General features: G+C 72.3%; 17 protein-coding genes. 10 read left to right on the forward strand and 7 right to left on the reverse strand.

Features of this window, described 5'->3' with window-relative positions:
• The first annotated feature begins 12 nt into the window (after positions 1 to 12).
• From purM to amcA, 3 genes are all read left to right on the forward strand, one after another.
• Entirely contained in the window at positions 13 to 1,167 is a 1,155-nt protein-coding gene (gene purM / locus ACQP2H_RS00995) for a phosphoribosylformylglycinamidine cyclo-ligase (protein ID WP_219465588.1), read from the forward strand.
• 128 nt (positions 1,168 to 1,295) lie between these two features.
• Complete coding sequence (amcB, locus tag ACQP2H_RS01000) at positions 1,296 to 2,399, forward strand: cyclophane-forming radical SAM peptide maturase AmcB (protein ID WP_219470523.1); 1,104 nt, start codon at positions 1,296 to 1,298, stop codon at positions 2,397 to 2,399.
• Positions 2,368 to 2,601 carry a multiple cyclophane-containing RiPP AmcA gene (gene amcA, locus ACQP2H_RS01005; protein ID WP_219465589.1) on the forward strand — a complete coding sequence of 78 codons (234 nt, stop codon included), beginning with the start codon at positions 2,368 to 2,370 and terminating at the stop codon, positions 2,599 to 2,601. Before amcB ends, amcA begins: the two co-directional genes overlap by 32 nt.
• A 183-nt stretch (positions 2,602 to 2,784) precedes the next feature.
• Here amcA and ACQP2H_RS01010 read toward each other — a convergent pair whose 3' ends face one another.
• Together ACQP2H_RS01010 and ACQP2H_RS01015 are read right to left on the reverse strand one after the other, a co-directional pair.
• A complete protein-coding gene (locus tag ACQP2H_RS01010; RefSeq protein ID WP_208565355.1) occupies positions 2,785 to 3,003 on the reverse strand; it encodes a DUF3073 domain-containing protein in 219 nt (72 codons plus the stop codon).
• Positions 3,004 to 3,347: 344 nt separating this feature from the next.
• On the reverse strand, positions 3,348 to 4,430 hold the full coding sequence (locus ACQP2H_RS01015) for a Glu/Leu/Phe/Val family dehydrogenase (RefSeq protein WP_219465591.1): 1,083 nt from the start codon (positions 4,428 to 4,430) through the stop codon (positions 3,348 to 3,350).
• Positions 4,431 to 4,694: 264 nt separating this feature from the next.
• On the opposite strand from ACQP2H_RS01015, the gene ACQP2H_RS01020 reads away from it, so the two are divergent.
• Both ACQP2H_RS01020 and ACQP2H_RS01025 read left to right on the forward strand, forming a co-directional pair.
• Entirely contained in the window at positions 4,695 to 5,534 is an 840-nt protein-coding gene (locus ACQP2H_RS01020) for a hypothetical protein (RefSeq protein ID WP_219465593.1), read from the forward strand.
• Between the two features lie 251 nt (positions 5,535 to 5,785).
• On the forward strand, positions 5,786 to 5,995 hold the full coding sequence (locus ACQP2H_RS01025) for a BldC family transcriptional regulator (RefSeq protein WP_007073996.1): 210 nt from the start codon (positions 5,786 to 5,788) through the stop codon (positions 5,993 to 5,995).
• 109 nt (positions 5,996 to 6,104) lie between these two features.
• Here the strand turns inward: ACQP2H_RS01025 and ACQP2H_RS01030 are convergent, their stop codons facing one another.
• Positions 6,105 to 6,485: a PPOX class F420-dependent oxidoreductase gene (locus ACQP2H_RS01030; protein WP_208565358.1), complete on the reverse strand. Its 381-nt coding sequence runs from the start codon at positions 6,483 to 6,485 to the stop codon at positions 6,105 to 6,107.
• A 43-nt stretch (positions 6,486 to 6,528) separates the two neighbouring features.
• On the opposite strand from ACQP2H_RS01030, the gene ACQP2H_RS01035 reads away from it, so the two are divergent.
• Positions 6,529 to 7,320: a class I SAM-dependent methyltransferase gene (locus ACQP2H_RS01035; RefSeq protein ID WP_208565359.1), complete on the forward strand. Its 792-nt coding sequence runs from the start codon at positions 6,529 to 6,531 to the stop codon at positions 7,318 to 7,320.
• A 79-nt stretch (positions 7,321 to 7,399) separates the two neighbouring features.
• On the opposite strand, the gene ACQP2H_RS01040 is transcribed toward ACQP2H_RS01035, so the two are convergent.
• Entirely contained in the window at positions 7,400 to 7,705 is a 306-nt protein-coding gene (locus ACQP2H_RS01040) for a hypothetical protein (RefSeq protein WP_208565360.1), read from the reverse strand.
• Positions 7,706 to 7,874: 169 nt separating this feature from the next.
• On the opposite strand from ACQP2H_RS01040, the gene ACQP2H_RS01045 reads away from it, so the two are divergent.
• Together ACQP2H_RS01045 and ACQP2H_RS01050 are read left to right on the forward strand one after the other, a co-directional pair.
• Complete coding sequence (locus tag ACQP2H_RS01045) at positions 7,875 to 8,729, forward strand: 3-hydroxyacyl-CoA dehydrogenase family protein (RefSeq protein ID WP_219470525.1); 855 nt, start codon at positions 7,875 to 7,877, stop codon at positions 8,727 to 8,729.
• The gene (locus ACQP2H_RS01050) at positions 8,726 to 9,469 is read left to right on the forward strand and encodes an enoyl-CoA hydratase/isomerase family protein (protein WP_357532840.1); all 744 of its coding nucleotides are present in this window, start codon (positions 8,726 to 8,728) and stop codon (positions 9,467 to 9,469) included. Before ACQP2H_RS01045 ends, ACQP2H_RS01050 begins: the two co-directional genes overlap by 4 nt.
• A gap of 48 nt (positions 9,470 to 9,517) precedes the next feature.
• Here ACQP2H_RS01050 and ACQP2H_RS01055 read toward each other — a convergent pair whose 3' ends face one another.
• Entirely contained in the window at positions 9,518 to 10,870 is a 1,353-nt protein-coding gene (locus ACQP2H_RS01055; protein ID WP_208565362.1) for an ABC transporter substrate-binding protein, read from the reverse strand.
• Between the two features lie 183 nt (positions 10,871 to 11,053).
• On the opposite strand from ACQP2H_RS01055, the gene ACQP2H_RS01060 reads away from it, so the two are divergent.
• Positions 11,054 to 11,443, forward strand: a complete 390-nt coding sequence (locus ACQP2H_RS01060; protein WP_219465597.1) for a hypothetical protein — start codon at positions 11,054 to 11,056, stop codon at positions 11,441 to 11,443.
• 36 nt (positions 11,444 to 11,479) lie between these two features.
• Here the strand turns inward: ACQP2H_RS01060 and ACQP2H_RS01065 are convergent, their stop codons facing one another.
• A complete protein-coding gene (locus ACQP2H_RS01065) occupies positions 11,480 to 11,893 on the reverse strand; it encodes a hypothetical protein (RefSeq protein WP_219465599.1) in 414 nt (137 codons plus the stop codon).
• Between the two features lie 127 nt (positions 11,894 to 12,020).
• On the opposite strand from ACQP2H_RS01065, the gene ACQP2H_RS01070 reads away from it, so the two are divergent.
• On the forward strand, positions 12,021 to 12,737 hold the full coding sequence (locus ACQP2H_RS01070) for a DUF2786 domain-containing protein (protein WP_219465600.1): 717 nt from the start codon (positions 12,021 to 12,023) through the stop codon (positions 12,735 to 12,737).
• A 12-nt stretch (positions 12,738 to 12,749) separates the two neighbouring features.
• On the opposite strand, the gene ACQP2H_RS01075 is transcribed toward ACQP2H_RS01070, so the two are convergent.
• The gene (locus ACQP2H_RS01075) at positions 12,750 to 13,274 is read right to left on the reverse strand and encodes an SRPBCC family protein (RefSeq protein WP_208565366.1); all 525 of its coding nucleotides are present in this window, start codon (positions 13,272 to 13,274) and stop codon (positions 12,750 to 12,752) included.
• Between the last annotated feature and the right edge of the window lie 247 nt (positions 13,275 to 13,521).

Raw genomic sequence — 13,521 nt, forward strand, 5'->3', positions numbered from 1 at the left:
AAGGGGAGAACCGTGACCTACGTGTCCGAGCGCAGCGGCGCAGGAAGTAGCCCGAGCGGCGCCGGTGGCGACCGCCAGCCCTGGACGGCGGGCACCAGCCGCACCAGCCGCAAACGCTCGGTCTCGTACGCCGACGCCGGGGTGTCGATCGAGGCGGGCGACCGGGCGGTGGAGCTGCTCAAGTCCAAGGTGAGGGAGACCCGGCGGCCGGAGGTCATGGGTGACCTGGGCGGCTTCGCGGGCCTGTTCCGGCTGGACACCAAGAAGTACAAGAACCCGATCCTGGCGTCCTCCACGGACGGCGTGGGCACCAAGCTGGTCATCGCCCAGCAGCTCGACATCCACGACACGATCGGCATCGACCTGGTCGCGATGGTCGTGGACGACCTGGTGGCCTGCGGGGCCGAGCCGCTGTTCCTGCTCGACTACATCGCCACCGGCGAGGTCGTGCCGGACCGGGTCGCGGAGATCGGCGCGGGCATCGCCGACGGCTGCCGGTACGCCGGCTGCGCGCTGCTCGGTGGCGAGACCGCCGAGCACCCGGGGGTGCTGCGTCCCGACGAGTACGACGTCTCCGCCACCGGGGTCGGTGTGGTCGAGGAGAGCGAGATCCTCAGCCCGGACCGGGTCGAGGTGGGCGACGTGGTGATCGCGATGCGTTCGTCCGGGCTGCACTCCAACGGCTACTCGCTGGTGCGGCACGTGCTGCTCGGGGCGGGCCGGATGCGGTTGGACGTGGTGATCGACGACTTCGGTCGGCAGCGCACCCTGGGCGAGGAGCTGCTCACCCCGACCAAGATCTACGCGCAGGACTGCCTGAAGCTGATCACCGAGGCGGAGGTGCGCTCGATCGCCCACGTCACCGGCGGCGGCATCCCCGGCAACCTGGTCCGGGTGCTGCCCGAGCACGTCGACGCGGTGGTCAACCGGGCCACCTGGAAGCCGCAGCCGATCTTCGACCTGATCCAGTCCAAGGGCCGGATCGAGGACCCGGAGATGGAGTCGACGTTCAACATGGGCGTCGGCATGTTCGCCATCGTCTCCGCCGAGGACGCCGACCGTGCGCTGGCCACCCTGGCCGGCCGGGGGGTGGACGCCTGGCAGGCCGGCGAGATCATCGAGGGCACCGGCAACGTCCAGATGATCGGCCAGCACACCCGGGGCTGATCGTCGGGGTTGATCGGACGGGCACTGGTCGGGGGTTCACCCGAGCGGCCGTCGCCGCCTAGCCTGAAGGACACTTCGGGCAAGCGGGAGGAGGGTCGATGACTGCTCGGGCCCCGGCCGTGACGGGTATGCGGGGCGTCGCGACGATCCCGTCGTACGTGGTGATGCAGCCGACGACGCTGTGCAACCTCGACTGTGCGTACTGCTATCTGCCGCACCGGGCGGTCGACCGGCGGATGCCGGTGGCGGTGGCCGAGGCGGTGGCTGCCGCGGTGGCCCCCTGGGCGGCGCAGGGCCGGTTCTCGGTGGTCTGGCACGGCGGGGAGCCGCTCGCCGCCGGGCGGGAGCATCTGGCCGCGCTGATCGCCCCGTTCCCCGCCGGGGTCGAGCACCATGTGCAGACCAACGCCACGTTGATCGACGACGCCTGGTGCGCGTTCTTCGTCGAGCACGGGGTGCGGGTCAGTGTGAGCGTGGACGGCCCACCCGACCGCAACGGGGAGCGGGTGACCCGGGCCGGCCGGCCGGCGTACGACCGGATCGTCCGGGGGATCGCCGCGTTGCGTCGGCACGGTCTGCCGTTCTCGGCGCTGGCGGTGGTGAGCCGGCCGACGCCGGGGCTCGCCACGGAGCTGTACGACTACTTCCTCGACCTGGGTTGTGACGTCCTCGGCCTGAACATCGAGGAGACCGAGGGGGTCAACACCCGCAGCAACGCCTACGACGCGGCGACGGTGACCGCGTTCTGGGCGGAGCTGGTGTCGGCCTGGCGGCGGACACCGCGGCTGCACCTGCGGGAGGTGGAGTGGTCGTTGCGGTACGCGGCGGCGGTGCTCGACGGCGCGGAGGGTGACCTGCTGCCCCGGCAGCTCGACCCGATCCCGACGATCGGGCACGACGGCTCGGTGACCGTGCTCTCCCCCGAGCTGGCCGGCTTCTCCGACGCCCGCTACGGCGACTTCAGCAGCGGCAACGTGCTGGTCACCCCACTGGCCGAGATCCTGGCCGGGGCGGCGGGCACGGACTGGGTGGGTGAGTTCCTCACCGGTGTCGAGGCGTGCCGGTCGTCCTGCCCGTACTTCGGCTTCTGCGGCGGTGGCCACGCGGCCAACCGCTACTTCGAGCAGGGGCGGTTCGACGGTACGGAGACCGAGCACTGCCGCAACAGCAAGATCCGCCTATTGGAGGGAGTGTTGGAGCATGCCCGAGACCACGAGTCGCCGGTCGCCTGAGCGCGTCGGGGCTGGCACGGACCAGGTCGCCGACCGGGTGCGGGAGGCCGCTGGGGAGATCTCCGCCCTGCTCCACGAGGCTGACGCCGCGCGTCGTTCCCGGTCGGAGGCGTCGGGCGGGGAGGGTGCCGGCGCGGTGTGCGCCTGGAACCACTTCGAGAACATCCCGACCTTCTACAACTGGAACAACCGACCGCGTTGAGCCCAGCGACGACGGTTCACCGCACCGGCAGGGTAGCGGTGGCCGCCGGGATCAGGGACCGCGCCGATCGGCCGGAGCGTGCTCCGGGACGGCGGGGTCCCTGATCGTCGGTGGTAGCGCCGCTCTGGTCGGGCACATGCGTGAGCACGCGGAGAGTTGCCGCGTGCTCAATGTGACCGGAGGTCAGCGGGTCGCCGGAGCCCAGGGGTCCGGATCGTCGCCCGCATGATCCTCGTCGTCGTCGTCGACATACTCTTTGTAGTCGTCGTCGAAGTGCTGTTCGGACTTCCCACCAGCACTCGCCAATTCGCGCTGCAAGGCGGTGAGGTCGGTGTTCGGGGAGTGGTACTTCAACTCCCGGGCCACCTTTGTCTGCTTGGCCTTAGCACGGCCGCGCCCCATGGCTCGACCCCCTCGCACAGAATGCGGGGCAGCCCGAAGGCGGGCCCCGATGACGTCAGGCATCTCTCGTGGCTCTTACGGTACATGGGGATGCCACCGTTCGGCACCTCGGGTTACCGTCTGCCGGCCCTGCGCGTCGCAGTCACCCGGCCGTCACCGATTGTACCGGGTAAGGGGTGATCGCCGGAGCTGCCCATGACGCCGGTCAAACCCCCCCAAAAGCCAAGTAATCCCCATGCTGTCGAGCGGGTTTCCCCACCCCGGCGGCGGTCGGGTCGGGACCCGGTGGGCCGCCGGGGGGCGGTGTCCCGGGCGCGGCCGGCCGCCAGGCCCGGGACGGGCGCTCACCGCAGGTGGATGGCGCGCAGCCGGCCCACCTCGGCCATCCGGCGCTCGGCCAGCCGGTCGGCCGCCACGGCCGGCGGCACCCCCTCGTCGTCGGCCAGCCGCAGGATCTGCCGGGTGGTGTCGAAGATCCGGGTGGCCCGCAGCTTCGCCCGGTCGAAGTTGAAGCCCTCGATCTCGTCCGCGACCTGGATCACACCGCCGGCGTTGACCACGTAGTCGGGGGCGTAGAGGATGCCCCGGTCGGCGAGCTGCTTCTCGATGCCCGGGTGGGCGAGCTGGTTGTTGGCCGCCCCGGCGACCACCCGGGCCCGCAGCGCCGGCACGGTGTCGTCGTTGAGCGCCCCGCCCAGGGCGCACGGGGCGTACACGTCGATGTCGGCGGCGGCCAGCGCGGAGGTGTCGTCGACCAGGGTGACGCCGGGATGGTTGGTCCGGGCCCACGCCAGTGCCCTCGGGTCGACGTCGGTCGCCACCACCTCGGCCCCGTCATCGACCAGGTGGCCGGTCAGGTGCCGGCCGACCTTGCCGAGCCCGGCCACCCCGACCCGACGCCCGCGCAGGCTCGGGGTGCCCCACACGTGCTCGGCGGCGGCCCGCATCCCCTGGAAGACCCCCCAGGCGGTGAGGACCGACGAGTCGCCCGCGCCGCCGTGCTCCACGCTGCGGCCGGTCACGTAGCGCGTCTCCCGCGCGATCACGTCCATGTCCGCCACGAAGGTGCCGACGTCGCAGGCGGTGTAGTAGCGCCCACCCAGGGACTGCACGAACCGGCCGTACGCGCGCAGCAGCGACTCGCTCTTGAGCTGGTCCGGGTCACCCCAGATGACCGCCTTGCCGCCGCCCAGGTCCAGCCCGGCCAGGGCGTTCTTGTACGCCATCCCCCGCGACAGGTCCAGCACGTCGGCCAGTGCCGCCGCTTCGCTGGCGTACGGGTAGAACCGGGTGCCGCCGAGCGCGGGGCCCAGCGCGGTCGAGTAGATACCGATGATCGCCCTGAGGCCGCTCTGCCTGTCCTGACAGAAGACGACCTGCTCGTGACCGGCTGATCCCGGGTCGTCGGTGCTCGCGAATACGCCCATGGCACGCTCCTGTGTCGGTGTGCGCCCTCGTGGGGCGCGGACCTGGTCGGCTGCCGGCGGGGATGGTGCCGGCCCCTGACCAGCCTAGTGGCGGTCGGAGACCGTGCCGTAGCCCGACGGGCCCGGTGCCGGGTCGTCCGCCGCCGACCGGCCCCGGTCCGGCCGGACCACCCGGCACCGGGTCACCTGCCGCCCGCCGGGCACCGGCCCGGCCGGGCACGACGGCGGCGGCACCGGCACCGGGTTTCGTGGGAGGATCGCGCGGTGCCGTCGCTCTTCGCTTCTTACCTGCGCGTGTACGAGCCGCTGACCGCCTTCGACCGGGACCGTCAGTCGTACTGGCGGCGCTACGTGCGGGAAGGGCGGGCGGTGGCCCCGTTGGAGGGGCCGGGTCGGCAACGGACCTCGGTCATCGCGGCGCTCGGCGCGGGCTGGACCCGGCTGCCCGACCTGCCCGACGAGGCGTACGTGCTGGAGATCGACGATGCTCTGCTGGTCTGCCCCTGGAACCTGCGGGTCCGGGTCGCCGAGGCGGCGCTGAGCGCCCGCGAAGGGGTGCCGTCGGTGATCGCCGACGCGTTCGTCCCGCCGATCCTGGCCGGGCAGGCCAAGTCGGTGGTGGAGGACTGGCGCAGCGGTGCCCGGGTGCTGGAGCACGGGGTGCCCAGGCTGCACGAGCAGATCGCCACCTGGGGCGTACCGCTGCGGTGGTTCGTGCTCTTCGAGGGGGGCGAGCGGGACCTGGTCACCCGGCCGGGGCGGCGGGCGTTGCGCTACCGGACGGAGATCTCCAGGGCCCGGCGACGGGCCTCCCGGGCGCTGTCGGTGCTGAAGAAGTCGATCGGTGAGGCGCCGATCACCGAGGCGGTGGAGGAGGCCGCCCGGTGGTTGGAGGAGTTCCACCCGCGCTCGGTGGTCGAGCTGGACTACGGCGGCCTCGTGCAGTTGCTCTCCGACGAGACGCTGGCGGGGGACGACTCGCCGGAGCTGGTGGCGACGGGTCTGGCCGGGCTCTCCCGGGGCGAGGCGGACGAGGCGTCGGCGGCCTATGACCGGCTGGTTGCCAGGTGGCGGGCGATCCAGCTGCTGGAGCGGTGCAATTAGCCATAAAACGCCCAGTAGCAACGCCAACCATGAGACAGTCTCGTAGTTGACGCATCACGAACCGTGATCATGAGTCCGAATAAGGTACTTTCTGCCGTGTAAAAGTCAGATAAATCGGGCATGGTTCATCCGTCCGTCTAGGGACCTTCGGCCGTTCGGCCCATGTCGGACATCGGGGACTAGCCGGACCATGGGAGACGCGTCGGCCGGCGGGACCCCGGCCGATGTCTATCCATGTGGAGGAGTGACCGATGGCATCGCGAACGCACGAACCAGAGCCGCTACTCACGCCGGCCGAGGTGGCGTCGATGTTCCGTGTCGACCCGAAGACGGTGACCCGGTGGGCCAAGGCGGGGAAGCTCAGCGCGATCCGAACCCTGGGCGGACACCGTCGGTACCGTGAGTCGGAGGTGCGGGCGTTGCTACAGGGACAGATCCCCCAGCAGCGCCAGGGGGACTGACCCGGTCAGAGCGTTTCGACCTCAGGGGCGGGCGGACGTCGCGGCAAGCGGCGACCGACCGCCCCTGAGTCATGTACGTGGTCGGTGCGGTCACCGGCCGGGCCGACGGTCACGGCCCGACGGTGACCCGGATACCGATGGTTCCCGCCTCGCCCCGGCGCAGCCGGCTGCCGAGCAGGGTCAACCGGCCCAGCAGCCGGTACTTGCGCTTGAGCAGGTCACGCACCCGGCTGCTCTCCTGCGGCCCACAGAGCACCGCGTGGCCCGGCACCGCCTCGCCCAGCGGACGGCCGCGCACGTCACAGGGGGCCACCGTCACCGTGCCGTCCCGCCGGATCCGCTTGACCTTGCCCGAGTCGGCAACCGTCCAGATCGCCAGGGTGTCGTCGTCACGGACCGCCCAGACCGGGGTGGACACCGCACGACCGTCCTTGCGGAACGTCGTCAGCAGGACGTACTTCTCCGCCGCCAGGCGGTCCAGATCGGTCACGCCGCCCAGGATACGGCGACCGCTCCCGGATAACGTGCAGGTCGTGACCGGAGAACCTCGGCTGGGCGACGTGTTCGGAGAACTACTGCGCGACGCGTACGCGGTGCACACCGGGATCGGCCCCCGGCCGTTGGTCGGCGGACGGCTGCCCCGACCGGTCATCGAGATCATCGAACGGGACGACGGACTGGTCAACGGGGCCCCCGCCGCGCACTACCTCGACGGGCCGGAGCACTGGCAGCCGTACGACCACCGGGCCGTGGACCGGACCCGGGGGGCCACCCTGGACGTCGGCGTCGGGGGCGGGCGGATCGCGCTGGTGCTCCAGGAGCGCGGGGTACCGGTCACCGGGCTGGACACCTCACCGGGGGCGCTGCGGGTCAGCCGGCACCGGGGGGTCCGCGACCTCGTCCTCGGCACCGTCGACGAGCACGTCGCCGATGGCCGCCGCTACGACACGTTCCTGCTGCTCGGCAACAACCTGGGGCTGATCGAGGGACGGGAGCGGGCCCCGGCGTTCCTCGCCGCGCTCGCCGCGCTGGCCCGGCCCGGCGCGCAGGTCATCGCGCACGGCACCGACCCGTACGGCACCACCGACCCGGTGCACACCGGCTACCACGAGTGGAACCGGCAGCGGGGGCGCCTGGGCGGGCAACTACGGTTGCGGCTGCGCTACCGCGAACTCGGAACCGAGTGGTTCGACTACCTCGTCTGCTCCGCCGAGGAGTTGGCCGAACTGGTCCGGGGCACCCCGTGGCGGCTGACGGACGTGGACGACCGCGACGCCCCGTACTATCTGGCCACCCTGCGGCTGGCGGGGCCCGGCGGGCGGTGAGCGGGGCCGGCAGGCGGTGATCGGGGCCCGGGGGCGGGTGGGCGGTGAGCGGGGGCCCGGTCGGGCCCCCGCGTCCGGATCAGACCTGGACGGTCGGGGGAAGCGGCTCCGGGGGGAGGCCGCCGTCGCCGTCGACCACCTCGTCCGGGGTGCCGTCCTCGTCGATGTCGACCATGGTGATGTCGACCTTGCCGTCGCCGTCGGTGTCGAACTGGAACAGGTCCGCCCGGCCGTCGCCGTCGGTGTCCACCACCCACACGTCGGTCTTGCCGTCGTTGTTGGTGTCGGCGCGGAGCAGGTCGACGCGCTCGTTGCCGCGCGTCTCCACGACCGCCGTGCCGTCGGTGGTGCCGCTGCCGTCCACGGTCTCCGGTGCCTGGCTCATGTCGACTGGTTCCTTCCCTTGACGTTGGCCCGTCTGTACCCGGTGCGGCGATCCCCCACGCATGCCGCCGGGAACGGTGCTGCATAGGGTCGCACCCATGAGCGAGCGAAGCGAGCGGTCGGGCGTGCCGGAGACCCCGCACGTCACCGTGCGCAGTGAGGGAGCGTCCATGAGTCGTCTTGTCGTCGTCGGGGCCGGCACGATGGGGCTCGGCATCGCCTACGTGGCGGCCGGCGCGGGCTACGCCGTCGAGTTGGTGGAGGTGGACCGGGGGCGGGCCGAGGCCGCCGCCGTCCGCCTCGACGAGCTGTGCGCGCGGGCGGTGCAGCGGGGCAAGGCCGGTGCCGACGAGGCCGCCGCGCAGCGGGCCCGGATCACCCTGCGGGGCGCGCTCGCCGAGGTCGCCCCGGTACCGGAGGTGATCGTCGAGGCGGTCCCCGAGCGACCGGAGCTGAAGCGGTCGGTGCTCGCCGAGGCGGAGCGGCTGCGCCCGGCGCTGCTGGGCAGCAACACCTCCAGCATCCCCATCGGCGAGCTGGCCGAGGGCCTGGCCCGGCCGGAGTCCTTCCTCGGGCTGCACTTCTTCAACCCGGTCTGGGCGATGGCCCTGCTGGAGGTGGTGGTCGGCGCGGCCACCGCGCCGGAGACCACCGCGGCGGCCGTCGCGCTCGCCGGCCGGCTGGGCAAGGACCCCGTCGTGGTACGCGACCTGCCCGGGTTCGCCACCTCCCGGCTCGGGGTGACCCTCGGCCTGGAGGCGATCCGGATGGTGGCCGACGGGGTGGCCGCACCCGCCGACGTGGACAAGGCGATGGTGCTCGGCTACCGGCACCCGGTCGGCCCGCTGGAGCTGACCGACCTGGTCGGGCTGGACGTGCGGCTGGACATCGCCCGCACCCTCCAGGCCGCCTACGGTGACCGGTTCGCCCCGCCACCGCTGCTGGTCGAGATGGTCGCCGCCGGGAAGCTCGGCAAGAAATCCGGCCAGGGCTTCTACGCGTGGAAGGACGGTCGCCGGCAATGAGCGGACTGCGGGTGGAGGAGCTGCCCGACCGGGTGGTGGTGACCCTGGACCGGCCGGAGAAACGCAACGCCATCGACGCCGACCTGATCCGTGCGCTGCACGACGTCTGTGCCGCGCTGGAGGCCCGGCCGCGGCTGCTGCTGCTCACCGGCGGCGCCGACGGGCTCTTCGCCGGCGGGGCCGACATCGGTCAACTGCGCGAGCGGGGCCGGCTGGACGCCCTCGCCGCGATCAACTCGGCGGCCTTCGCCCGGCTCCGGGCGCTGCCCATGCCGAGCGTGGCCGCCGTCGACGGCCCCGCGTTGGGCGGCGGCGCGGAGCTGGCGTACGCGTGCGACCTGCGGGTGTGCACGGCGCGGGCGGTCTTCGGCCAGCCGGAGGTGCGGTTGGGCATCCTGGCCGGCGCGGGGGCGACCCACCGGCTGCCGGCGCTGGTCGGCGAGGGCCGGGCCAAGGAGCTGCTGTTCACCGGCCGGCGGGTCGACGCCGACGAGGCGCTGCGGATCGGCCTGGTCAACCGGGTGGTGGCCGAACCGGCGGAGCTGCTGCCCACCGCGCACGGACTGCTCGACGAGATGGCGAAGGGTTCCGCGTTGGCGTTGCGGCTGACCAAGCTGGCGGTGGACGCCCCGCCCGCCGCCCACCCGCAGCTGGACCTGGTCAGCCAGGCGGTGCTCTTCGAAGACGAGGAGAAGCACCGTCGGATGACGGACTTCCTGGAACGTCGGCGACCCCGCTGAACGTCGGTGGGGCGGCACCGCACCCGGTGCCGCCCCACCCACGTCGCGTCAGTGCCGGATCGGTACGCCCGCGTCGGCCAGTGCCTTGATCAGCCCGGCGGACTCACCGAAGCCGATGACCAGCACCGCCTCCGGCTTGTAGTTCTTGATCTCGCCGGCCAGGCTGCCGAAGTCGACGGGCGGGGCCTTGGCGTCGGCCGGCGGCTCGTAGGTGAACAGTTTCACCCGGTCGGTGCCGAAGCCGGCCCGCTCCAGCTCGGCGCGGACGGTCTCCTGGAGGCCCTCGCCGTAGGAGTCCTTGCGGGCCACCACCACGATCTTGTGCGGGCCGTCGCGGAGGATCACGTCGGCCAGGGCCCGGCCCTGGAGGCTGTCCGGCGGGGCGGTCCGGAAGTAGAGGCCCTTGTCGTCGGCCTGGCTCAACCCGGAGTCGGTGTTGGACGGCGAAAAGAGGATCTTGCCGGCCGCCACCACGTCCGGCAGCACCGCGCTGGAGATGCCGGAGGCGGCGGCCCCGATGATGACCTGGACCTTGTCCTTGACGTGCGAGGCCACGGTGGCCTTGGCGACGGCCGGGTTGGTGCCGTCGTCACCGTCGATCCACATCACCGGGTCGCCGAGCACCCCACCGGCGGCGTTGATCTCCTTGAGTGCCAGCGCCACGCCGGCCGCCAACGGGGGGTTGGCCAGGGCCAGGTCACCGGTCTTGGGCAGCAGGCCACCGAGGATCAGCGGGGAGCCGTCGCTGCTGTCGTTGCGCCCGCCCCGCTGCTTCTTGGGCTTGGGGGCGGCCTTGGTGCTCACCCCGGACTCGTCCCCCGCACCGACGAACTCGGTCTTCGCGTCGTTGATCTTCTGGTTGTCGAAGTGCAGGGTCGCGTAGCTGGCGGTGGCCGGCTCCCCGAGGTCGGTGAAGCCGGCGCGGGTCAGCGACGGGCCGCGGTACTCGATGTCCTGGGCGTCGCGGGCCAGGGACAGGCAGCTCGCCGCGTCGGTGCAGCGCTGACCGTTGGTGGTCACCCCGACGATCTGCTTGGCGATGTCGGCCGGATCGGTGCTGCCCGCCAACTGGGCGGCCAGCGCACTGATCATGACCGCGTCGTACGACTCCGCCGCGTAGAGGTAGTCGGTCAACTTCGGGTCGATGGAACGTAGCCGCTGCTTGAAGTCGTCGGTGAGCGGCGTGAGCGGGGTGGTGCCCTTCATGCCGTCGACGAGATCCGCCCGGTCCTTCAGCTCGGCGGCGAAGGAGTTGAGCATGTTGCCGTCGGTGCCGTACAGGCGTACCTGCGGGGCAGCCGTCTCCTCGGGCTTGTCGGTCGTCCCGCAGGCGCTGGTGACGAGCAGGAACGACGCGCAGGCCGCCAGGATGGCCGCGCGCGGGCCGCGTGTAACGAGCATGGTCGTCCTTCCTCCGGCGCAGGTCCGGTGGGCACCATAGCGTGCCGACGACAACCGTGGGACCAGGGAGGCTGCCCTGGTCGCCGGCCCGACAGCGGACCGTACGCTCTGTCACGTCGGCTCAGCGGGTGGTCACCATCTCGGCGCTGTCTTCGCTTGACCTGGCGTCCTACTGTGCCGCAGGTGACCGACGTACCGGATCAGACGCTGGCCGACGCTACCGCCGTGCTCCATTCGGCGCTGACCGGGGACGGCGCCGCGGTGGCCGGCACCTTCGACGCCGTGGTGGACCGGTCCGGCCTCGCCGGTGCCTACACGGTCGCCTGGACGCTGGCCGCCACCATGGTCGGCGACCCGCCACCGCCGGGCGCCTGCGCGTTGGACTTCCCGGGCATCGACGACGCGGGGTACGACACCCGCTGGGTGGCCCGCTTCGTCAGCGCGTACGCCAACCACGACGCCGACACCGGTGAGGCGCTGTTCGGGGCGGCGGTCGCCGACGGGCAGCTGCCGGACTGCCTGCTCACCCTCGCCGGTTCGACCGTGGCGACCCTGCGCAGTCGGGCCGGTTGACGGCGCGACGCCCGTGCGGACGCCGCGCCGGCCGGCTCAGTACGCGTGGTACGCCACCAGCGGCTCGTACTCGTAGCGCAGGTTGGTGAAGCGGACCTTGAAGTTCGCGCCGTCGCGCACGTTGGTGGCGACGGTGATCCAGTCGGACTTCGCCGGCAGGTAGGTCAGGTAGTTGCACTTGTTGGTCTTGTCGATGAAGACCACACACGCCTCGGTGCCGAACTCGCTGCTGTTCTTGACGTTGACGTCCTTGCACCGGGTGCTGGCCTTGTACGGCCCGGCGTCCCCGCCCCAACCACCGACCTGGAAGTACGACCGGACCGCCCCGCCATAGCAGGTGGCAGCCGATGCGGAGAGGTTCGTCTCCGGGGCGGCCTGGGCGGGTGCGCCGAACCACAGCAGGGGCAGGGTGGCGACGATTGCGGTCAGTCGGGCGGTCCGGGATGCCATGGTGGTGCCTCCAGGGAAGAGGGGCGGACCCTGCGTCGTGCACAGGGTGCGGTGAGTGGCGATGATATCTGTCGATCTCTGATCCCGCTGTGACACAACCGTGAACCTTTTGTGGTAACTGTGACCCATGTCCGAGGCGATGCTCAGCAAGGTGCGGAAGCTGTTGGCCCAGGCAGAGGACGCCGCCTGCACCCCCGCCGAAGCGGCCGCCTTCACCGCCAAGGCCACCGAACTGATCGCCCGCTACGGCGTCGACCGCGCCCTGCTGGCCGCCCGCGACCCCACCACCGACCCGGTCGGCGACCGGGTGGTCGACGTCGTCGCCCCGTACGCCCGGGACAAGGCCGGGCTGCTCGCGGCGGTGGCCGACCCGCTGCGCTGCCGCTGCATACGCCGACCTGCCGGCACCGGCTTCGCGCTGCACCTGTTCGGCTTCGCCAGCGACCTGGAACGGGTCGACCTGCTCTTCACCTCACTGCTGGTGCAGGCCGCGCACGGCCTCGCCGGCACCGTGGTCCCACCCGGCGAACACCCGGCGGCGTTCCGGCGCTCCTGGCTGGCCGGCTTCGCCCGGGTGATCGCCGAACGGCTCCGGGCCGCCGAGGCGGGCGCGGTGGCGCAAGACGGCACCCCGTCGGTCGCGCTGGTGCTGGCCGACCGCTCCGACCGGGTGGCCCGCCGGGTCACCGAGGTCTATCCCCGGCTGCGGACCGCGCCCACCCGCCGGCTCGCCGGCTCCGGGTTCGGCGCGGGGGAGGCGGCCGGCCAACGGGCCGACCTCGGCGGGCCCGACGCGGTGCACGCCCCGACCACCCCACCCCACCCCGGACTCCCCGGACGGTGAACACCGGTGGGGTCAGTGCGGGCCCGGGGCGGCGCCGGTGAGGGTGGCGAGATAGCGGCCGAGCAGCTCGTGCCAGCCGGCCGTCAACGCCGCACGGTAGCCCTCGGCGGCCTCACCGTGCCGGTCGAAGTGCCGGTGCTCCAGCTCGATGCGGGTGCGCCCCGACTCGTCCGGCAGGAACAGCACCTCCACCTCGCTGGCGCGCGCCGGGTCGGGCACCGGGAGCCGGTCGGGGCCGAGCTGCCAGGTGAAGACGAGCCGCCGTGGCGGGTCCCAGGTGAGCACCCGGCCCCAGTCGCCCCGGAAGCCGTACGGGCCGATCTCGTAGAGCATGCCGCCGGCCCGGGGCTCCATCCCCAGCTCGGCGAGCGCCGCCGGGCCGGACCAGGTGTACTCCCGGACCCACCAGTCGGCCAGCGAGCCGGTGAAGACCGCGAAGGCCTGCTCGGCGGTGGCGGGGACGAGGAGCGTGGAGCGCAACGAATATCGGTCGACGTCCTGATGGACGCCCTCCGGATTCGCCTTCTCCTGCCCCATAGGCCCGGACCATACCGGCTGATGAGGCGCTCTGCAGCCTCGCGTACTGGCCCCTTCCGGACAATGGACCTGGACCGGGCGCGGTTGGGCATCACCGGGCGGGAACGGGCTCAGGTGACGGCCACCGTTCAGCCGCCAAGCGGACGGCCCGTGACTGCGCGACAGGGACACTGTGGCCGGCGGCTACCGGGGCGCGGTGGTCGCAAGGGGAGGTCTTGAGTGGTGCAGGGTCAGATCGCGGGTGCAG

Origin of the sequence: Micromonospora sp. CA-248260, from assembly GCF_050942205.1 — a bacterium.
In the GTDB taxonomy this organism is placed as follows: Bacteria; Actinomycetota; Actinomycetes; order Mycobacteriales; family Micromonosporaceae; genus Micromonospora; species Micromonospora antibiotica.